The sequence below is a fragment of the Nostoc sp. genome (assembly GCF_036917375.1).
Classification (GTDB): Bacteria; Cyanobacteriota; Cyanobacteriia; order Cyanobacteriales; family Nostocaceae; genus Nostoc.
Genome location: NZ_JBALDN010000091.1, coordinates 1 through 19003, shown reverse-complemented (window position 1 = coordinate 19003; position 19003 = coordinate 1). Strand labels below are relative to the sequence as shown.

The window sequence follows — 19003 nt, the reverse complement described above, 5'->3', positions numbered from 1 at the left end:
AGACAATTACCTCAGCAAACAAGATGACTGAAGCAACAGCAATTCGTCCCAATATCTACGTCGAGGAACCTGGGCCAACGATTCATTATCTGGTGGCAATGCCCCAACCAGAAACCCATCTGTTTGAGGTGACTTTACAGCTTGTCGATTATTCCTCACCGATTCTCGATTTAAAATTGCCAGTGTGGACACCCGGTTCCTATTTAGTCCGAGAATACGCCAAGAATTTACAGGATTTTGAAGCTTTTGCAGAGAATAAGCCTTTAACTTGGCGGAAGCTCGGTAAAAATCACTGGCAGGTAGACAAAATAGGTATTTCAGAATTAACTGTACGTTACCGGATTTTTGCCAACGAGCTTTCGGTACGAACAAATCACTTAGATAGTACCCACGGTTATTTTAACGGAGCGGCACTATTTTTTAGAATACCTGGCTGGGATAAGCAACCCATTCGCGTCACCATTGTACCACCACAGCCGGAATGGCAGGTAACTACCGCTTTATCATCCGTTGGTGAAGCAACGAATACTTTCTTAGCTAGCGATTTTGATACTCTGGTGGATACTCCCTTTGAGATTGGTTCCCACCAATTATATAAATTTGAGGTATTAGGAAAACCTCATGAATTGGCAATCTGGGGACAAGGTAATTACCAAGCCCAGCAGATGATTGCTGATATCCAAAAAATTATTCAGGTAGAAGCGCAGATGTTCGGCGGTTTGCCATATCAACGATATGTCTTTCTGCTACATTTATTTAGCCAAGCTTTTGGCGGTTTGGAGCATAAAGACTCTTGCTCCTTAATTTACCAGCGTTTTGGGTTTCGCGCTCAGGAAAAATACGATCGCTTTCTGCAATTAGTTGCACACGAATTCTTTCACTTGTGGAATGTCAAGCGAATTCGCCCAAAAGCATTAGAGGTTTTTGATTACGACCAAGAAAACTACACACCATCATTGTGGTTTTGTGAAGGCACTACTAGTTACTATGACTTGTTAATTCCTTTGCGGGCGGGAATTTATGATGTTAAGTCGTATTTAAATAACTTAGGTAAGGAAATTACCAGATATGAAATGACACCGGGGCGCAAGGTACAACCCGTTTCCGAGTCGAGTTTTGATGCTTGGATTAAACTCTATCGCCCAGATGCCAATAGCGGTAATTCCCAAATTTCCTACTATTTAAAAGGAGAAATGGTATCGTTGTTGCTGGATTTGCTGATTCGCTCTACTCACAACAATCAGCGCTCCCTTGATGACGTGATGCTGAAAATGTGGCAGCAATTTGGGCAAGATGAAATCGGCTATACCCCAGAACAGTTACAGGAAGTTATCGAATCTGTTGCCGGAATCGATTTGGCTAATTTCTTTAAACGCTACATTGATAGTACTGAGGATTTGCCTTTCAATCAGTATTTAGAACCCTTTGGTTTACAGTTGGTAGCCGAACAGCAGGAAGAACCTTACTTAGGCGTGAGAATAAATACAGAAAATGGGCGGGAGATCGTTAAGTTTGTGGAGACTGGTTCACCTGCACAAGCGGGGGGAATTGATGCAGGTGATGAGTTGTTAGCAATTGATGGGATTAAGGTAACGGCGGGTGGCTTAAGCGATCGCCTGAAAGATTACCAACCAAACAATACCATCAAAGTCGCAGTTTTCCACCAAGACGAACTGCGTACCTATTCCATCACCCTAGCCTCGCCACATCCAACTAAATATCAGGTAAAGCCTGTTGACCATCCTAACTCCAAACAGCAGCAAAACTTTGCTGGATGGCTGGGGGCTGCGATCGCAACTGTTTGATAAAGGGCATGGGGCATGGGGCATTGGGGATTGGGTATGGGGAAAGGGAAAGGGGTAAGGGGAAAAGGGGAAAGATTAAATTTATTCCTTTTCCCTTTAACCTTTAACCTTTTCCCCTGCCCCCTGCCCCCTGCTCCCCTGCTCCCCTGCTCCCCTGCTTCTTCCCCACTTCTAAGCCGTTCTCACCGCCCCAGAGTAAATCAAACCCCGTTGTAGATCCAGCGTTATAATCGCTCCATCTCGAATCGCCTGCGTTGCCTGCTTCACACCAACAATGACTGGTACACCAAGACGCAACCCAATTACTGCTGCGTGACTTGTAAGACTTTCATCTTCAGTAATAATCCCGGCAGCTTTCCGAATTGCCTCAACAAAATCGGCACTAGTGCGGGGTGCAACTAAAATATCTCCGGGATTAAAGTTACTCACATCCATACCAGTACTTGCCACCCGTGCGCGACCACTTACTGAACCTTGTCCCAGCCCAATTCCGTGACCTAGTACTGCCGTCACCACCTCTACCTTAATCAAATCTGTAGAGCCAGAAATACCCTGGAGTGTGCCAGCAGTCATCACTACTAAATCTCCTTGGGACAGTAACTGAAGTTCCTGAGCCACGTTAATCGCAGCTTGAAATGTCTGACCAGTGGAAGGTAATCCTAGCACCAACAACGGTTTGACTCCCCACACCATCTGTAGCTGCCGCGCCACATTTACATGGGGTGTCACTGCCAAAATCGGTGTGTGAGGCCGGAATTTAGAGACATTGCGAGCTGTTGCCCCCGTTTGCGTTAGGGTCATAATTGCTGCTGCACCTAGTTGTTCGGCAATTTGACCGACAGCTTGACTAATCGCATTGGGAATGGAGCGTCGAGCATCTCTCACAGAACGTAGGTTTAGGTGTTGAGCTTCTTCCTGTTCCATACGTTCGGCAATTCGCGCCATCGTCGCCACTGCTTCTACAGGGAAGCTACCCACTGCGGTTTCATTGGAGAGCATCACCGCGTCTGTGCCGTCTAAAATCGCATTTGCCACATCCGATACTTCAGCGCGAGTGGGACGGGGATTGCTCACCATGCTGTCTAACATCTGAGTAGCGGTGATGATCGGAATTCCCAAGCGATTTGCTGTGGCAATTAGCCGCTTTTGCAGTACCGGCACATCTTCTGCTGGCAATTCCACCCCTAAGTCGCCTCTGGCAACCATCACGCCATCACACAAAGCCAGAATCGCCTCCATTTGTTCAATAGCTTCGTGCTTTTCAATTTTGGCAACTACTGGCACTTGCTTGCCTGTACTAGAAATTAGTTCTTTAATTTCGATCATGTCCTGGGGATTGCGGACAAAGGAAAGTGCCACCCAATCGACACCCTGATCTAGACCAAACATCAAATCCTCTCGGTCTTTGTCGGTCATTGCCTTAATTGACAGGTAAACGCCGGGAAAGTTTACGCCTTTATTGTTGGAAAGTTTTCCAGGCACGGTGACGCGACAATGCAAATCACCTTTGTCCCGATTAATCTCCTCTACAAGCATTTCTACTCGTCCATCATCGAGGAGGATTTTCGCCCCGACTGGGACTTCTTCGGCTAAATAATCGTAGGTGACACAGCTAATTTCCTGAGTACCTACTACCGGACGATTTGTCAAGGTGAAGCGATCGCCTTTTGCCAAAACTATAGACCCGTTGTCAAACTTCCCCAAGCGAATTTTTGGGCCCTGCAAGTCTTGGAGAATAGCCACTGGCTGATTTAATTCAAAAGCGGTTTGCCGAATTAAGCGAATACTACGCTGATGGTCGGCATGAGTTCCGTGGGAGAAGTTTAGCCGCAGCGTCGTGGCTCCCGCTTCAATAATCGCCTTGAGCATTTCAGGACTGCTAGTGGCGGGGCCAATAGTAGCGACAATTTTTGTCCGGCGCAGAGAATCTCGTAATTGCATAGGGGCTGAAGTTAGGGAGCTATCTGGGAAGTCATCGTAACTTAAGTGGCATCTCCTTTTCAGTCACTGCTATATCAATAAGATATAAGCAGTTAGATGAGGGTTTATGGGAGAGTGGGGGCTGTGGGATAGACTAGATATAGTACATCAATCTTGTATCCATCCTCCGAACGAAGGAGTTTATTCCATTAACTTCTTGCCGATTGTCATACCCTACTTATCAGTCAAGACTAGGCTTCGTCTGGAATCATAGCGTTATTCATCTGCTGATATGCAAAGCTGTGGATAAATCTTGCTATACAAAAATTTGCAAAACTTTATCATTCACTAATATTTATCGTATATTCGTAATGTCTGCTCAAGAAGGAGTCAATGTTAGAGATGATCGCATCGGAGGCACAAAAGCCACTGACAATCCCACCCAAGGAATTTTTAGCGCCTCCTGGTGATTTCAATCCGACGCTGCTGTTGTTTTCTGTAGCTGTATCCATGCTGGTGTTATCCAACTTTGGTTACTGGCTTTGGGAATGGCCTCACTGGCTATGCTTTTGCGTTAATACTATTGCTTTACATTGTGCTGGAACAGTAATTCATGATGCCTGTCACCAATCTGCCCATCGCAACCGGGTGATGAATGCGATGTTAGGACATGGCAGTGCGTTGATGCTAGCTTTTGCTTTTCCTGTATTTACGCGAGTGCATTTACAGCATCATGGTCATGTCAATCATCCTCAAGACGACCCAGATCATTATGTCTCTACAGGTGGGCCATTGTGGTTGATTGCAGTGCGGTTTTTGTACCACGAGGTGTTTTTCTTTCAACGGCGACTGTGGCGTAAATATGAGCTATTAGAATGGTTCATCAGCCGCTTAATTATCGGCGTAATTGTTTATATCTCAGTGCAGTACCACTTTTTGGGTTACATTCTCAATTTTTGGTTTATACCGGCTTTTGTGGTGGGAATAGCACTAGGATTATTTTTCGACTATTTGCCCCATCGTCCTTTTGCCGAGCGCGATCGCTGGAAAAATGCCCGCGTTTATCCTAACCCGATTCTCAATATCCTAATTATGGGACAGAATTACCACTTAATTCATCATTTGTGGCCTTCTATTCCCTGGTATAATTACCAACCTGCGTACTATGTAATGAAGCCACTGTTAGATGAAAAAGGATGTTATCAAACTTCAGGCTTGTTGCAGAAAAAAGACTTTTTTGAGTTTGTTTATGACATCTTTTTAGGAATTAGATTTCATCATCAAAAAGAATAGAGTTATTGCATAAAGCGATCGCTTGCTCATGGCTGACACTGGGAAAGCGATCTAAAAACTCATCCAGTGAGTCACCAGCTTCTAGATAATCAAGCAAGGTTTTTATCGGCACACGAGTACCAACAAAAACAGGGGTTCCTCCCAATATATCGGGGTCAGTATGAACAACACGTGATGTGGATGTAATATAGTTAGCTTGTATGCAACAGACTACCTTTTTATCCTAGCTCTGCTTGTTTCGGAAATCTCAACATATATGCTATTGTCCCCTTGCAGAGTGCGATCGCTAATATTATTTTTGAATTTTGAATTGTTATTCTCTTGTCTAATCGTTCTGAGTTTAGTAGATAAGGTTATCAAGGATTTACTGTGGATCGAAGTGCCACATGATCTTCAATCATATTCCATACATCCTGTGTAACTTTGTACTGCAAATATGCACCTAGCGCAGGAAGCACTATTAGTAAAATAGAAAACAATTTCAGAAGTAGAAGGCCAACCTCAAGCAAACCAAAATTATAACAACGCAAGTCGATAGTTCCCTGGCAAACAAAAATTACCAAACCACTAAACCCTACAATAACTTTGTCAACCCACTTCTGATTCCCTATCCAAATACGGGTTACTTCAGATCCAGAGTTTAACCTGACTGTTACTCTGAGCGAAAGACCAAGGAAGTCATAAGGCTTGCCAGCCTTATTCGTATCTAAAATGATCGCTCCTGATGTTCCCTGTTTATAGTCTATTTTGTAGTTTTTTGTTTCAAAAAAATCACGTAACTCAGTAATTAACACATCTATATCAACTTCTTTGCTAGAAAAATTCTTTGATGCCATCCTGAGTTTCCTCTCAATTGAGTTTCTGGGATAATGTGAGTAAGTAATTGCGAATCTGTGTCGCCTCATTGAGTAGGCGAGCCTTATCAGTTTTAAAGTCTCCACGTGGACATATCATAACTAAGGTTAGCGCTTCTTTTTTGCCGACTTCTTCTGAGAGAAAGTCAGTTGTCTCTTTCCTTAACTGCAAAAAACGTTCACGTACATTTGCAAAGCTTGGGTTAGATTTTGCGTCCTCAATAATTGCCTCTAACACTTGGATTTGTTGCTGTATTCTGTCGCGTTGTGAAGGAGTTTGCAATTGCCCTCGACTATCTACATCGATTGTGGCAGTCGGCTCAAACCTTAAGTTATTATTATTACCCTTTGTCTTCGCAAGTTCTGGAAACAGACGCAAGTCATATTTAAGTCCTGGTTCAGGGATGACCAGCGGTTCTTGAACGGGTTTGTCGTATTTGCGGTTGAGAGCCGGAACTTCTCGTCTAAGATATTGCTCCAGTTGCCGCAAAATCATATTCTGCTGCAAGCCGTTGAGAAGAACATGAGTGAAGGCTCCCTGTTTGAGTTCAGCAATTTCATATGATTCTTTACCAAGTTGACAGGAAAAAATAGTGATGATACCTTGCTGGTAAGTGATTTTAATCGTTTCTTCGCCCACTTCACTAACTCCGCGACTACCACTTGGTTGAAGTTCGCCTTCGCGGCACATATCTAAAACTAGGACAATGTTTTTTGCTTTGCAACGACGTAGGCAATCAACAACATCTCGAATTGAGATAGCGGTTTCGGGATCATTGGCATCGCCGTCACAGGGAAGCAAGTAATCTTGCCAGTTTTTGCTAATTCCATGTCCAGCAAAAAAGAACCAAAAGTTATCAGCTTCAAAAGCTTGTAGACTCTTCTCAAACAGAATCCGACGTAGGTTTGTACGAGAAGGACGGGTGGGGATATTGCTGATAGGTTGGGAGCGATCAGAACAAAATAGGATGTTTTCAGATGGAAATCCAGCACTGTTACACAGGAACGCTTTCATTGCTTCTGCATCTTGTACTGCACACTTTAGATGCTTCTTAAGCGGCAAGTGTTCGTAGTAGTTGATCCCGATGACAATTGCCCAGTTCTTCATTATCTACTTCTAGCTCGGTCGCTTAAACTTTAGCGTAATCACACCCTTTCCAGCAGCTTCGCCTCCTGCAAATAGCTTAACCTCTCCTTTGGCGCTGATTTCTACTTGTAGCGTGACTTCATCTAAGCAAAGATCGGATTGTGCTCCCACCTGTTGATCAACCTGTTGGAATAATCGCCCCACTATCCGCAAGAGGCTGTTCATATTCTGCTCCAACACAGATACAGGAATCTCTGTTACCTTACTCAAGCGTTGCTGAACACTTCCCCAACCTCTTTGTCCGTCAATGCTCGATTCTTCTACATCATCCGTTACAATCAGAATTGTTTCTTCCGGCATTATCACCCCACAGACCACTTTAAAACTACGTCTTAATCAATAACTTAGAAGTTTAACTAGTTATTATACGGAAAAATTAACTATGATTTATACTCACGTTCTTAATCGTAATGGTTGAGGCGATCGCAGTCTACTTGAAGACAGCCCTCAACGTGACGATCCCCTCTGAAAAACTGGATGTAGATAACCCTCAATGTCCAATGCCCCAATGCCCAATGCCCATAATTTAAAATCCTGCCAAACGATGTGAAGGTTTCAAACTCAGGGATGATGAGTAATTAGCAATAAAATTGACAAAATCACACTATAAAGAGTGATATTAAGCGATAGATAGCGCTTGTAAAGGACTAACGGGCATGATTAAATCTTGGATGGTGATTGGGGGCGTGGCTTTCTTGGTTGCTTTAGCCGCGAACGTGATTACGCCTAGCGATCGCCAATGGTTCAAGCGTTTACAACGACCAAGATGGCTAACTTTTGAGGGCGCAATTCCTGTTATTTGGACTGTAATATTTATTTGCGCTGCTTGGTCAGCTTATATTGTCTGGGAAAAAGACCCAGGAAGCACCTCAACCTGGTTAATCATGGGTTTATATCTGTTATTAGAAATTGTTACCATTGCCTATACGCCTGTAATGTTTAAGCTTCGCAGTCTGAAAGTGGGCACAATTCTCGGTGGAACAGGTTTTATAATTTGTGCTTTATTGATACTTGCAGTTTTAAGTATTTCTGGTTGGGCAGCATTGCTATTAGTTCCTTATTTGCTCTGGAGTCCCATTGGTACTTATACCACTTGGCAGATGATCCGTCTCAATCCTCAAGATGCCTAAGAATCGCCCCAGAGAATGATTAAACATCTAGCCTAAATTGTCAAACTTGCAGTGTATGACTTGACAAAATACACAAAACTTGAGTGCATTATGATTCCATCTTGGATAATAATTGGGGCTGTAACTTTCTTCGTCGCCCTTGGGAGTTTCTTGATTACGCCGCGTGATGTTAAATGGTTTGCAAATTTAAGTCGCCCTCGCTGGCTAGTTTTTGAGCCACTGATTCCAGTCATCTGGACTGTGATTTTTATTTGCGGTGCGGCTTCAGCTTATATTGTCTGGGAAAAAAATCCCGGAAGCCTAATTACTTGGCTATTAATGGCTTTGTATCTTGTGGTAGAAATTATCACCGTCGCCTACATACCTATAATGTTGAGGTTTCGCAGTCTCAAAGCTGGGGAAATTCTTGGGCTGATAGGTTTAATTTCAGGTGTTGTTCTGGCAATCTGCGTTTTACCGATTTCTTTAAAAGCGGCGCTGTTACTCCTTCCCTATCTAGCTTGGACTCCCATTGGTACTTACACCACCGACGAGTTAAAAGAATTGAATCCTCAAGATGCATAACGCATCTATGTAAGCCGTCCATAACGTGCTGTGACAGGATTGGCTGGATTAGATTGATTATTCAGCCAAGCCCACATTTGATCGCCGACAGAAAAATGCCACCACTCTCTAGGATTGCGTTGAAAGCCGGCTTTTAACATTACATCTTGCAATAGTTGACGATGAGTATGATACTTTTGCGTTTCTGAGCGATCGCTATTGGCATAATAATCTGGGTGCGATCGCTCTGACATTTCATCAATCGGCGAACCCATATTTACTATTTGCCCTGCATCATCTACCAGCGTTACATCTATCGCCCCACCAGTACTGTGAGGAGGGGGAGTTTTTTCATCTAAACTTGGTGCAGCCCATATTGCATAAACTGCTTCCCAAATCTCTTGGCGTTGGTTTGGCGATAACTCCACCTCAGCTAGTCCTCTATCCCGCACTGCTTGGGCGAAGCTGTAATCTACCATAAACTGCTGAACTGCGATCGGGCGATAAGCATCGAAGATTTGGATACGCCAGTTAGGATGCAGAAGATTAAGATAATTTTGCGCTTGGATCAAATTTTCGATAACGCTTTGACGTAGATAATAAGGAGAGCGATCGCCATAAGGCGCACCTAATTTTTCATAAGGATGAGGAGATTCCACCGCAAATAATTCTAAAGGAATTGCTATTAGCGGTTCACCACACTCGAAAATTGGGATTTGATGATAAGGCCTCATGTGAATAATTCGTAATACTTCGACTACGCTCAGTACAAGTTCGTAATTCGTAATTATTACCTCATGCTGTGCATCAGGAATAATTTATTTCTGTACACTAATAAATTTAACTTTCTTGTACCTTCAATTACGAATTATTAAATGCTCAATCAAAACCAAACACCTCTATTAGATGCCTTAAAAGCCAATACAGCAAGACCTCATGCGCCTTTTTACACCCCAGGACATAAACTAGGTGAGGGAATTTCTCAACCCTTGGCTGACTTACTTGGTAAAGCCGTCTTTCGCGCTGATTTAACCGAATTAGCAGATTTAGATAATCTCTTTGCACCCCAAGGCGTTATTCAAGAAGCACAACAACTAGCAGCAGAAGCTTTTGGTGCTTCGCAAACATGGTTCCTTGTCAATGGTTCTACCTGTGGGATTGAAGCGGCAATTCTCGCTACCTGTGGCACAGGCGATAAAATCATTCTGCCTCGCAATGTGCATTCTTCGGCGATCGCAGGTTTAATTCTCTCTGGTGCAATACCAATTTTTCTTAATCCTGAATACGATCCAGTTTTAGATATTGCCCATAGCATCACGCCCAATGCTGTACAATCTGCACTCCAACAACATCCCGATGCGAAAGCAGTGTTGGTAGTTTACCCAACATATTACGGCGTTTGTGGAGATTTGAGTGCGATCGCCAACATTACACATCAATATAATATCCCTCTACTCGTAGATGAGGCACACGGCGCACACTTTGCCTTTCATCCAGAATTACCAACATCAGCTTTAGCCGCAGGTGCAGATTTAACTGTACAATCCATCCACAAAGTACTTGGTGCGATGACACAGGCATCGATGCTGCACGTTCAAGGTGACAAGATAGATTGCGATCGCATCAGTAAAGCTTTGCAACTCGTACAGTCTACCAGTCCTAGTTATTTACTTTTAGCTTCTTTAGATGCAGCGCGTCAGCAAATGGCACTCCACGGAAAAATGCTGATGTCTCGCACTTTGCAACTTGCAGAAGAAGCTAGAACCAGAATCAGTCAAATTCCTGGATTATCAGTTTTGGAAATGCCTCATTTGGGGGGATCTCCTGGTTTTGTAACTTTAGACAAAACGCGACTAACTATCACTGTTTCTGGTTTAGGTTTAACCGGATTCGAGGCAGATGAAATTTTAGATGAAAAATTAGGTGTTACTGCTGAATTTGCCTCACTGCAACATCTCACCTTTATTATTAGTTTGGGTAACACCCCAGCCGATATTGAACAATTAGTGAAAGGTTTCACCACCCTCGCCAAAGAATATCTACGAAGCAACTTGACTGTTAAAAACCAGGTTTGGCTAAATCTAGACAGAACACTAGATTATGCTTTACAAATTTCTCCCCGCGAAGCTTTTTTTGCTGTCAGTGAAATACTACCTTTGACACAAACCGATAAACGCATCTGTGCTGAAATCGTTTGTCCCTATCCTCCAGGAATTCCTGTGTTAATGCCGGGAGAAGTAATCACCAAATCAGTCCTTGAATACCTACAACAAATCCAGGCTATGGGGGGATTTATCAGTGGTTGCAATGACATTAGCCTCAAAAGTTTGAAAGTTGTGAAATAACCTTATAACTCCTGAATTTTTCATAAAAGTCTCATTGATAAAGTCAATAGTAAATGTGCGGTTTTTAAAATGAGCTAGGAGAGAATATACAGTATTTATACTAATGTGAAACTTCAATAAAATAGCTAGTAGACTAGTGCAATCTTTGATTTATACCCATAGGATCATCTTGATGATTCCTAAACTATAAGATGAAATCAAAAACCGATTATATTTGGGGGCAAGTAGCAGCTCCGATTGTATTCACTCTAGCGCTGGGTTTCTCAGCAAGAGCAAATGCAGTTGAGTTAGGTGCTGCCTCTGATTACAATGTATTTGTTTTGGGAGATATCTCTCAAAAATATACAGATATCGAAGGAAAAGTTGCTGCTGGCGGTAACATAAATTTCGTCGGCGGACTTGGAAGCAAACTTTCTGGTAATAGCGGCAACGTAGTAGTCGCTGGACAGAATTTAACTCTGAGCAACGGTCAAGTCTACCACGGTAATGCTGTCTATGGAGGCAGCGCCAATGTATCCAGCAATGTGGGATTTCCTCAAGGAACTCTCAGCCAGGGTAATCCCATCGACTTCAATGAAGCAGGGAAACAACTGCGAGGACTATCTGAATATTTAGCAACCTTGACTCCTACTGGTAATACAACAGTTCAACCTTGGGGTGCTATTAACCTTAGTGGCAGTGGTACTGCTTTCAATGTTTTTAATCTTGCAGGCTCATCTGTCTCCAAGACAAACTATTTTGAAATTAAGGGGGACGCAAATTCAACTATCGTTGTCAATATCAGCGGTAAGGATGTGTCACTACAAAACTTTGGGTTTAATATCATTGGTGCAGATAAACAAAAAGTAATCTACAACTTCTATGAAGCGACAAACTTAACTGCTAGTGGAATTGGCATCCAAGGTACTATTCTTGCGCCTTTGGCTAATTTCAATTTTAATAACGGTCAAGTTAATGGCAATGTAGTGGTAGCTTCTTTGACAGGAAATGGCGAATCTCACAACTATCTATTTAATGGCGATCTGCCAGATGTCCCAACGAGGTACTACAATCCGCCTAAGCGTCCCACTCGCGTTCAGGTTCCAGAGCCTGCAAATCTTGCAGGCTTAGGATTAGTTGCTGTAGTATTTGGTTTGTTTCGCTACAAACGCAATCGAGCAACTTGTTTAGAATAATTAAAAATTTTTGGCAGCATAGCGCATGAAGCGAATTTGTTTACAGATTTTCGCTCATGCGCTATTTCCTTGCTCTCTACCTTCTACAATAAAGATAGACTTTATTGAGATTTGTATAGTTGGGGATCGGCTGTCATGGCTCCCGCCGTTTTAATTCAAAATCTGCAAAAACGTTACGGTACAGTGGTTGCCGTCCAGGATGTTTCCTTTCAGGTAGAACCAGGAGAAATTTTTGGTTTACTTGGCCCCAACGGTGCTGGGAAAACTACAACCTTGCGTGCTTTGTGTACGCTGACCACACCGGATGATGGCAAAATTGAAGTATCTGGCATCTCTGTGTTAGATAATCCCAGAGTGGCAAGACAACGACTAGGCTACGTGGCTCAAGAAGTCGCTATAGATAAGGTGTTGACTGGAAAAGAACTGCTGCAATTGCAAGCAGCACTTTATCACCTCCCAGGCGCAGTAGCCAAACAGCGTATTGAAACGGTATTAGATTTACTCGGTTTGCAAGAATACGCCAACAAAAAGACAGGAACCTACTCAGGCGGTTTACGCAAGCGCCTAGACTTGGCTGCTGGGTTGCTCCATGCACCGGATGTTCTGGTATTGGATGAGCCAACTGTAGGACTTGACATAGAAACTCGTTTTGTGGTGTGGGATTTCCTGAGAAAATTACGCGCCTCTGGGACGACGGTAGTAATTACCAGCCATTACTTAGAAGAAATTGACGCTTTAGCCGATCGCGTGGCAATTATAGATCGCGGCGTTGTAATTGCCAGTGGTACACCTTCGCAATTGAAAGATCAAGTCGGGGGCGATCGCATCACTTTGCGAATCCGCGAGTTTTCCCCCATTGAGGAAGCTGAAAAAGCTAAAAACCTCCTGAAACCTTTGCCCTTTGTCCAAGAAGTCATCATCAACAGCGCTCAAGGTAATTCACTCAACTTGGTAGTGACACCTCAGAATGATGTTCTCATTAACATACAGCAAACGCTGAATACCGCTGGCTTGCCCATATTTGGCATCGCCCAATCTCGCCCCAGCCTCGATGACGTTTATCTCGCTGCCACCGGACGCACCTTATTGGATGCAGAACTCGCAGCCGTCGCCACCCGCGATCCCAAAGCTGAAAAGAAGCAGAATATGAGATAGGGAATGGGGAGCTAGGGGAAAAGGTTAAAGGGTAAAGGGTAAAGGGATAAATTTAACCTTTCCCCCTTACCCCTTTCCCTTTCCCCCTTCCTAATGCCCAATCTAAAATCAAAAATCCAAAATCCAAAATTGCTATGAGTGTTACTCCTAAATCTGATATCAATTGGCAACCATTAGCATCGCCACGAGCAGATGTTAATACTGCACCTAACTTTTTCGGTGAATTGGTACAAGAGACGTTGGCTTTAACTCGTCGCTTGTTTATTCAGTTGCAACGCCGTCCCTCATCTTTAGTTGCTGGAATTATTCAGCCGGTAATGTGGCTAGTGCTATTTGGTGCTTTGTTCCAAAATGCTCCCAAGGGTATATTTGGCAATACAACAAATTACGGTCAATTTTTGGCTGCTGGCATCATTGTGTTTACAGCCTTTGCTGGGGCGCTGAATGCTGGTTTACCTGTAATGTTTGACCGCGAGTTCGGCTTTTTGAATCGTTTGCTGGTAGCACCGTTGGCATCGCGGTTTTCCATTGTCTTTGCCTCAGCAATTTTCATCATCAGCCAAAGTTTGCTTCAAGCAGCAGTCATTGTAGCAGCAGCAGCATTTTTGGGGGCTGGACTTCCAGATTTAGCAGGTTTAAGTGCGATCGCTCTAATTGTCCTACTCTTAGCTTTGGGTGTAACAGCCATTTCCCTCGGTTTAGCTTTCGCTCTACCCGGACACATTGAATTGATTGCAGTGATTTTCGTCACCAACCTACCATTATTATTTGCTAGTACTGCTTTAGCACCTCTATCCTTCATGCCTAAGTGGTTGCAGGTTGTGGCTACTTTGAATCCTCTCAGTTATGCGATCGAACCCATTCGCTATCTCTATTTTCACAGTAGTTGGGAACTAGGTAGTGTAGTGATGCAGGCTCCTTGGGGCGATGTTACCTTTGGAGGAGCATTACTGGTGTTGTTTGGCTTTGCCCTAGTCGCCTTAGTGAGTATTCAACCCCAACTGCGGCGGACTCTGGCTTAAAAAGATAAAATAGATCAATTTTATTTAGGGTCAAAACCCCATGAAAAAACCATTTTTACAAATTACTAGACTCTTTGTAGCTACGGCAGCAGGAATTAGTTTTGCTTCCTTACTCATGGCTCAACCAAGTTCCGCTCAAGTCAGTAGCCCAGCGGATGCTTTCCCCAGTAATAGTACAACAGACCAAAATACCGATCCTTTCGCCCGTTCCAACTCAGACAATTTCAATATGTTCGATCTGATTCATCGGGCAAACTTCGGGACTCTTAACTGGGATTCTAACCAACAGAACGAAGAACTAAATTCAGCAGCAGCAGCCTTTAAAGCAAGGCAACAAAAACTAATTCAAGGTCAACAACAGCAACCTACCCTCAATTTGCCAACGGTTACACAACCATCAGTTACGCCGCCATTGGTGACACCACCATCAGGAAACTGAATTCAAATAAAGAACCCCAAGCCTTTAGAGACTTGGGGCTAAGACTATTTAAAAAATCCTGAATTATCAGATCAGCCCAAGTGCAGCTAAAACATCGCTAGCATGGGTGGTGGTATTTACAGCACTGTCAACATGAGTAATTTTGCCGCTGGGGTCAATTACGTAGGTGACACGCTTGGCATAACCACCGCCATCCACATCGAAAGCTTTTATGAGGGATTTGTCGCTGTCAGCCAGTAGGGGAAAATTCAAATTATATTTTTGGGTGAATGCTTGATGAGAGACTTCATCATCTGCACTGACTCCCAAGATTACAATATCTTTACCTTGATATTGAGACTGGGCATCCCGAAAACTACAGGCTTGTTTGGTGCAGCCTGGCGTGTCATCTTTGGGGTAAAAATACAAAACAACCGTCTTTCCGGCAAAATCAGATAGCGAGACTGTGTTGCCGTTTGTATCTTTGGCGGTAAATGCAGGTGCATCCGTACCAACTGCTAGAGGCATAATTAACCTTTCCTGTTTCAGATTGTTGATGCACTTGAAATTTTACATTAATTTATAATGTTTAAATATAATTACTAAAAAATAGGATAAATACACTTTAGGTAACTAATTTTGGTTTAATGGGGTATTCGGTACAAGAAAAAATATATTCTTAAATTAATCTTTGTTAGAAGAAAAATTTATAGCAATACACAATGGCTGTTGTTGATTCCCAAAACCCAAATATTTTTGTCTATCCTCAAAGCACAGTAGAAAGAGCCGAGCGATCGCTAGTTTGTTCGCCTTTTAATGTATCTTTATTTGAAGTGATGGGCCACCAAAGTGTATCAGTAACTGCGATCGCTCTAGAAAATGGACTCAAGCAGGGCTATACTAAACGCCCTTTATCAGAATTAGCCTGTGATGACGCTTTGGGCTGGTTGATTCAAGTAGGTGTATTGCGCCGAGAGGTCGATGGTCAGGGAATTACAGATAGTTTTCGCCTCACTCCCTTGGGTCGCCAGTTAGTGGAGCAGTACCAGGGTAAAAATTGGCGTACTCCTTCATGGCGCGATCGTTTCTATGATGCTGTGATTCGTTGGTTACGGATACCTTTTTAGAATAAAAAATCCAAGAGTTAGGATTAGGGAATCAAAGGGAACAATATACACGGAAACATCATATCTATTCATGAAGTCTTTACCATAATCATCCAACTGTAATTTGTGATGGTTATAGTGGGCATTGGGCATAAGAGGCAGAGGTGCAGAGGAGCGGAGGGGCAGAGGGGAAAAACTTACTGCTACCTCGGTCACTGAGCCTGTCCTGAGCGTAGCCGATGGGCGTAGCCGAAGTGCTGCTCTCCTGTTGTTCGCTCCTAAAAATTAACTCTGTATCTTGAAAAACTAAGTGATAGCAACTATGAAATCAATTATGGTAGTGGGGACAACATCCCATGCAGGGAAATCACTTTTAACTACAGCTATTTGTCGCATTCTGTCGCGGCGTGGTTGGCGAGTGGCTCCCTTTAAAGGTCAAAATATGGCTTTAAATGCTTATGTCACCGCCAGTGGTGGAGAAATTGGCTATGCTCAAGCAGTGCAAGCTTGGGCTGCGGGAGTGGTGCCTTGGGTAGAAATGAACCCAATTTTACTCAAACCCCAAGGGGATATGACTTCTCAAGTAATTATTAAAGGTAGGTCTGTAGGTAAAGTGAGTGCCTCAGATTACTACGAGCAATATTTTGAACTGGGGTGGCGGACAATTGAAGAATCACTACAGCATTTAGGAACAGAATTTGACATGCTGGTTTGTGAAGGTGCCGGTAGTCCAGCGGAAATTAACCTCAAGCACCGCGACTTAACTAATATGCGGGTGGCAAAACATTTAAATGCACCGACTATGTTAGTAGTTGACATTGACCGGGGTGGTGCTTTTGCTCATGTCGTTGGAACCCTAGAGTTATTGGAACCAGATGAACGCGCCTTAATTAAAGGTATAGTAATTAATAAGTTTCGAGGGCAGCGATCGCTCTTAGATCCGGGGATAAAATGGTTAGAAGAACGCACAGGTATCCCCGTTATCGGTGTTATACCTTACTTGCAAGAAATGTTTCCAGCAGAGGATTCTCTTGACCTGCTAGAGCGTCAATCGTCTACGAATAAAGCCCAAACTGACCTCAACATTGCCGTCATCCGCTTACCAAGAATTGCCAATTTCACCGACTTTGACCCACTGGAATCAGAAAGTACAGTTTCAATTAAATACTTAAGTCCTAAGCAAGATTTAGGACATCCTGATGCTGTGATTATCCCTGGTACAAAGACCACAATTGCTGACTTGCTACTGTTGCAAAAAAGCGGTATGGCAGAAGCGATCCAAAACTACGCTGCTTCTGGGGGAACAGTTTTAGGTATCTGCGGTGGCTATCAAATGCTCGGTCAAATCATCGCCGACCCAGAAGGGATAGAGGGACAAGCTGGCAGATTTCAAGGGTTAAATCTTTTACCAATCAGAACTGTAATTACAGGGCAAAAAATCGCCCGCCAGCGCCAAGTTAGCTCAAATTATCCCCAACAGGGCTTGCCAGTCAATGGCTTTGAAATCCACCAAGGGCGATCGCGTATTGAACAGCAAGGCATAGATCCTCAATCCTACCATGCCCTATTTGACGATATTAATTTAGGGTTAGTAGATAGTTGTCAATCGGTGTGGGGAAGTTACCTCCACGGGCTTTTTGACAATGGGCCTTGGCGACGGGCTTGGTTAAATCGCCTCCGTCAACAGCGGGGTTTAAAATCTTTGCCTACCGGTGTTGCGAACTATCGAGAACAGCGAGAGCAAATTTTGGACTCTCTAGCCATTGAAGTTGAAAGCCATTTAGACTTAAGTCTATTTTTGTCTTAAGCTAAAATGCGTTGAAATGTCATTAGTCATTTGCAAAGGACAAAGGACAACTGACAAATGACAACTCTATTAAAAGCGTAATATTGATGATTGTTCGTGTCCGTTTTTTACCAGATGATGTCATAGTAGATGCGGAAGTGGGAGAAGCCCTCTTAGATGTAGCAGACCGGGCTGGGGTATTTATTCCCACCGGTTGTCTCATGGGGTCTTGTCACGCTTGCACTGTCGAATTAGAGGATGGAGAAATCATCCGCGCTTGTATCAGCGCAGTACCGCCACGTCAAGAATTGACGATTAATTTGTTTAGCGACCCAACTTGGTAATGTCGCCTCTATTCTTGAAAAAGACGGTATCTGTGCGAATATTACGGCGTAGTCGATGTTAATTGCTTATAACGCTTGTAATAGACCTTGAGCAGTAGAAAGCTTTACATTGTAAGTATTAAGTGGAATTGCATTAGCCATTGAAGCAAAAATAATTTTATGTCCCTGGTCGTTAGGATGTATGCCGTCTGGAGAAATCAACACATCACCACCAGCATTGATCATCTCTTGGTAGACATCCGCCCACCTAACACCAAACTCTTTTGCGACACTTTTTGCCGCATCTCTGTAAATACGATGTTTATTAGGTGTACCGCTACTAAAATTTGGATAAAGGTGATATGCAATTGGCTTTATATAAGGAGGAGAGCCGATTGTAATATTTAAACGCTTGATTCCTGATGCAAGAAGTCCTTGTATGACTTCTCTTAAATCAGTCTTGTATTCCTCCGCAGAAAAAGCTTGACCACTATATCGCAAGTCATTTAATCCATATAAAATGTAGACTTTTTCAGGGTAATGTCTAACAACATCTTTAACATAGCGATCGCGTCCGTTATTAGCAAGTCTTGGATAAGTGTTCTGAAGAACGGTTGCACTAATTCCTTGATTGTCTTCGCATAAACCTTTGTTTTTAGCAAGTAGCGTGCTCCACTTTAAAGACAAACTAGATGCACCCACGCCTTCAGTTATTGAATCACCAAAAAATACTGCCTTGGTACAATTATTTTGTTTTAGACATGCAAAGCTAATTAAAAGTAGTGCGAAAGCAATTGCAAGCTTTTGAAGCATAATTGTCACCTCTCCAGGTTAGATAGACTTTGCGCTTACAAAAAACTAGCATAAACCCAAAATAAGCAAATTCTATCAAAAGACATCTCCGAAAACAGTTAAAGCCTTTGTGTGGCTAGGCTGTAGCCCGTAAATGCAATCATCTTAAATTAGTTAGTCTGTACGATA

Annotated in this window: 20 protein-coding genes; 12 read left to right on the top strand and 8 right to left on the bottom strand. The window is 43.1% G+C overall.

The genetic code is table 11. The features are described from left to right. Positions 1-23: 23 nt before the first annotated feature. Positions 24-1805, top strand: coding sequence for a M61 family metallopeptidase (locus V7K45_RS23475; protein WP_335007374.1), 1782 nt, complete (start codon positions 24-26; stop codon positions 1803-1805). Positions 1806-1976: 171 nt separating this feature from the next. Here the strand turns inward: V7K45_RS23475 and pyk are convergent, their stop codons facing one another. Beyond that, entirely contained in the window at positions 1977-3746 is a 1770-nt protein-coding gene (gene pyk / locus V7K45_RS23470) for a pyruvate kinase (protein ID WP_335007373.1), read from the bottom strand. Between the two features lie 381 nt (positions 3747-4127). On the opposite strand from pyk, the gene crtR reads away from it, so the two are divergent. Beyond that, entirely contained in the window at positions 4128-5018 is an 891-nt protein-coding gene (crtR, locus tag V7K45_RS23465) for a beta-carotene hydroxylase (RefSeq protein ID WP_335007384.1), read from the top strand. Here crtR and V7K45_RS23460 read toward each other — a convergent pair. From V7K45_RS23460 to V7K45_RS23445, 4 genes are all read right to left on the bottom strand, one after another. Further along, the gene (locus tag V7K45_RS23460) at positions 4993-5205 is read right to left on the bottom strand and encodes a DUF433 domain-containing protein (RefSeq protein ID WP_335007383.1); all 213 of its coding nucleotides are present in this window, start codon (positions 5203-5205) and stop codon (positions 4993-4995) included. The genes crtR and V7K45_RS23460 overlap by 26 nt on opposite strands. Positions 5206-5374: 169 nt before the next feature. After that, on the bottom strand, positions 5375-5854 hold the full coding sequence (locus V7K45_RS23455) for a hypothetical protein (RefSeq protein ID WP_335007372.1): 480 nt from the start codon (positions 5852-5854) through the stop codon (positions 5375-5377). 13 nt (positions 5855-5867) lie between these two features. After that, a complete protein-coding gene (locus V7K45_RS23450; protein ID WP_335007371.1) occupies positions 5868-6980 on the bottom strand; it encodes a caspase family protein in 1113 nt (370 codons plus the stop codon). 9 nt (positions 6981-6989) lie between these two features. Then, positions 6990-7319 carry a Pepco domain-containing protein gene (locus tag V7K45_RS23445; protein WP_335007370.1) on the bottom strand — a complete coding sequence of 110 codons (330 nt, stop codon included), beginning with the start codon at positions 7317-7319 and terminating at the stop codon, positions 6990-6992. 356 nt (positions 7320-7675) lie between these two features. On the opposite strand from V7K45_RS23445, the gene V7K45_RS23440 reads away from it, so the two are divergent. Together V7K45_RS23440 and V7K45_RS23435 are read left to right on the top strand one after the other, a co-directional pair. Continuing rightward, the gene (locus tag V7K45_RS23440; protein ID WP_335007369.1) at positions 7676-8149 is read left to right on the top strand and encodes a TspO/MBR family protein; all 474 of its coding nucleotides are present in this window, start codon (positions 7676-7678) and stop codon (positions 8147-8149) included. A 90-nt stretch (positions 8150-8239) separates the two neighbouring features. Further along, positions 8240-8713 carry a TspO/MBR family protein gene (locus V7K45_RS23435; protein WP_335007368.1) on the top strand — a complete coding sequence of 158 codons (474 nt, stop codon included), beginning with the start codon at positions 8240-8242 and terminating at the stop codon, positions 8711-8713. Positions 8714-8718: 5 nt separating this feature from the next. Here the strand turns inward: V7K45_RS23435 and V7K45_RS23430 are convergent, their stop codons facing one another. Further along, positions 8719-9426 (bottom strand): M15 family metallopeptidase, encoded by a 708-nt coding sequence (locus V7K45_RS23430; RefSeq protein ID WP_335007367.1) that lies wholly within the window; start codon positions 9424-9426, stop codon positions 8719-8721. Between the two features lie 141 nt (positions 9427-9567). On the opposite strand from V7K45_RS23430, the gene V7K45_RS23425 reads away from it, so the two are divergent. The 5 genes from V7K45_RS23425 to V7K45_RS23405 all read left to right on the top strand — a co-directional run bounded on the left by V7K45_RS23425 (position 9568) and on the right by V7K45_RS23405 (position 14828). Beyond that, entirely contained in the window at positions 9568-11037 is a 1470-nt protein-coding gene (locus V7K45_RS23425; RefSeq protein ID WP_335007366.1) for an aminotransferase class I/II-fold pyridoxal phosphate-dependent enzyme, read from the top strand. A gap of 191 nt (positions 11038-11228) precedes the next feature. Further along, positions 11229-12212: a choice-of-anchor A family protein gene (locus V7K45_RS23420; RefSeq protein ID WP_335007365.1), complete on the top strand. Its 984-nt coding sequence runs from the start codon at positions 11229-11231 to the stop codon at positions 12210-12212. Positions 12213-12347: 135 nt separating this feature from the next. Next, a complete protein-coding gene (locus tag V7K45_RS23415) occupies positions 12348-13367 on the top strand; it encodes an ABC transporter ATP-binding protein (protein WP_335007364.1) in 1020 nt (339 codons plus the stop codon). A gap of 134 nt (positions 13368-13501) precedes the next feature. Continuing rightward, a complete protein-coding gene (locus V7K45_RS23410) occupies positions 13502-14389 on the top strand; it encodes an ABC transporter permease (protein ID WP_335007363.1) in 888 nt (295 codons plus the stop codon). 40 nt (positions 14390-14429) lie between these two features. Beyond that, a complete protein-coding gene (locus V7K45_RS23405; RefSeq protein WP_335007362.1) occupies positions 14430-14828 on the top strand; it encodes a hypothetical protein in 399 nt (132 codons plus the stop codon). A gap of 66 nt (positions 14829-14894) precedes the next feature. On the opposite strand, the gene V7K45_RS23400 is transcribed toward V7K45_RS23405, so the two are convergent. Next, a complete protein-coding gene (locus V7K45_RS23400) occupies positions 14895-15335 on the bottom strand; it encodes a peroxiredoxin (protein WP_099101976.1) in 441 nt (146 codons plus the stop codon). Positions 15336-15529: 194 nt separating this feature from the next. Between V7K45_RS23400 and V7K45_RS23395 the strand changes: the two genes are divergently transcribed. The 3 genes from V7K45_RS23395 (at position 15530) to V7K45_RS23385 (ending at position 18043) form a co-directional block, all read left to right on the top strand. Then, on the top strand, positions 15530-15934 hold the full coding sequence (locus tag V7K45_RS23395; RefSeq protein WP_335007361.1) for an Npun_F0494 family protein: 405 nt from the start codon (positions 15530-15532) through the stop codon (positions 15932-15934). 301 nt (positions 15935-16235) lie between these two features. Then, positions 16236-17720 (top strand): cobyric acid synthase CobQ, encoded by a 1485-nt coding sequence (gene cobQ, locus V7K45_RS23390; protein ID WP_335007360.1) that lies wholly within the window; start codon positions 16236-16238, stop codon positions 17718-17720. A gap of 86 nt (positions 17721-17806) precedes the next feature. Further along, complete coding sequence (locus tag V7K45_RS23385; RefSeq protein WP_335007359.1) at positions 17807-18043, top strand: 2Fe-2S iron-sulfur cluster-binding protein; 237 nt, start codon at positions 17807-17809, stop codon at positions 18041-18043. A 66-nt stretch (positions 18044-18109) separates the two neighbouring features. On the opposite strand, the gene V7K45_RS23380 is transcribed toward V7K45_RS23385, so the two are convergent. Beyond that, positions 18110-18835 (bottom strand): SGNH/GDSL hydrolase family protein, encoded by a 726-nt coding sequence (locus V7K45_RS23380; protein ID WP_335007358.1) that lies wholly within the window; start codon positions 18833-18835, stop codon positions 18110-18112. Positions 18836-19003 lie beyond the last annotated feature (168 nt).

Bases quoted from the DNA above. Each gene is read 5' to 3' on its own strand.
- V7K45_RS23435 (WP_335007368.1), top strand. From the start codon at position 8,240: ATGATTCCATCTTGGATAATAATTGGGGCTGTAACTTTCTTCGTCGCC.
- cobQ (WP_335007360.1), top strand. From the start codon at position 16,236: ATGAAATCAATTATGGTAGTGGGGACAACATCCCATGCAGGGAAATCA.
- V7K45_RS23405 (WP_335007362.1), top strand. From the start codon at position 14,430: ATGAAAAAACCATTTTTACAAATTACTAGACTCTTTGTAGCTACGGCA.
- crtR (WP_335007384.1), top strand. From the start codon at position 4,128: ATGATCGCATCGGAGGCACAAAAGCCACTGACAATCCCACCCAAGGAA.
- V7K45_RS23400 (WP_099101976.1), bottom strand. From the start codon at position 15,335: ATGCCTCTAGCAGTTGGTACGGATGCACCTGCATTTACCGCCAAAGAT.
- V7K45_RS23380 (WP_335007358.1), bottom strand. From the start codon at position 18,835: ATGCTTCAAAAGCTTGCAATTGCTTTCGCACTACTTTTAATTAGCTTT.
- V7K45_RS23395 (WP_335007361.1), top strand. From the start codon at position 15,530: ATGGCTGTTGTTGATTCCCAAAACCCAAATATTTTTGTCTATCCTCAA.
- V7K45_RS23415 (WP_335007364.1), top strand. From the start codon at position 12,348: ATGGCTCCCGCCGTTTTAATTCAAAATCTGCAAAAACGTTACGGTACA.
- V7K45_RS23475 (WP_335007374.1), top strand. From the start codon at position 24: ATGACTGAAGCAACAGCAATTCGTCCCAATATCTACGTCGAGGAACCT.
- V7K45_RS23445 (WP_335007370.1), bottom strand. From the start codon at position 7,319: ATGCCGGAAGAAACAATTCTGATTGTAACGGATGATGTAGAAGAATCG.
- V7K45_RS23455 (WP_335007372.1), bottom strand. From the start codon at position 5,854: ATGGCATCAAAGAATTTTTCTAGCAAAGAAGTTGATATAGATGTGTTA.
- V7K45_RS23410 (WP_335007363.1), top strand. From the start codon at position 13,502: ATGAGTGTTACTCCTAAATCTGATATCAATTGGCAACCATTAGCATCG.
- V7K45_RS23385 (WP_335007359.1), top strand. From the start codon at position 17,807: ATGATTGTTCGTGTCCGTTTTTTACCAGATGATGTCATAGTAGATGCG.
- pyk (WP_335007373.1), bottom strand. From the start codon at position 3,746: ATGCAATTACGAGATTCTCTGCGCCGGACAAAAATTGTCGCTACTATT.
- V7K45_RS23440 (WP_335007369.1), top strand. From the start codon at position 7,676: ATGATTAAATCTTGGATGGTGATTGGGGGCGTGGCTTTCTTGGTTGCT.
- V7K45_RS23425 (WP_335007366.1), top strand. From the start codon at position 9,568: ATGCTCAATCAAAACCAAACACCTCTATTAGATGCCTTAAAAGCCAAT.
- V7K45_RS23430 (WP_335007367.1), bottom strand. From the start codon at position 9,426: ATGAGGCCTTATCATCAAATCCCAATTTTCGAGTGTGGTGAACCGCTA.
- V7K45_RS23450 (WP_335007371.1), bottom strand. From the start codon at position 6,980: ATGAAGAACTGGGCAATTGTCATCGGGATCAACTACTACGAACACTTG.
- V7K45_RS23420 (WP_335007365.1), top strand. From the start codon at position 11,229: ATGAAATCAAAAACCGATTATATTTGGGGGCAAGTAGCAGCTCCGATT.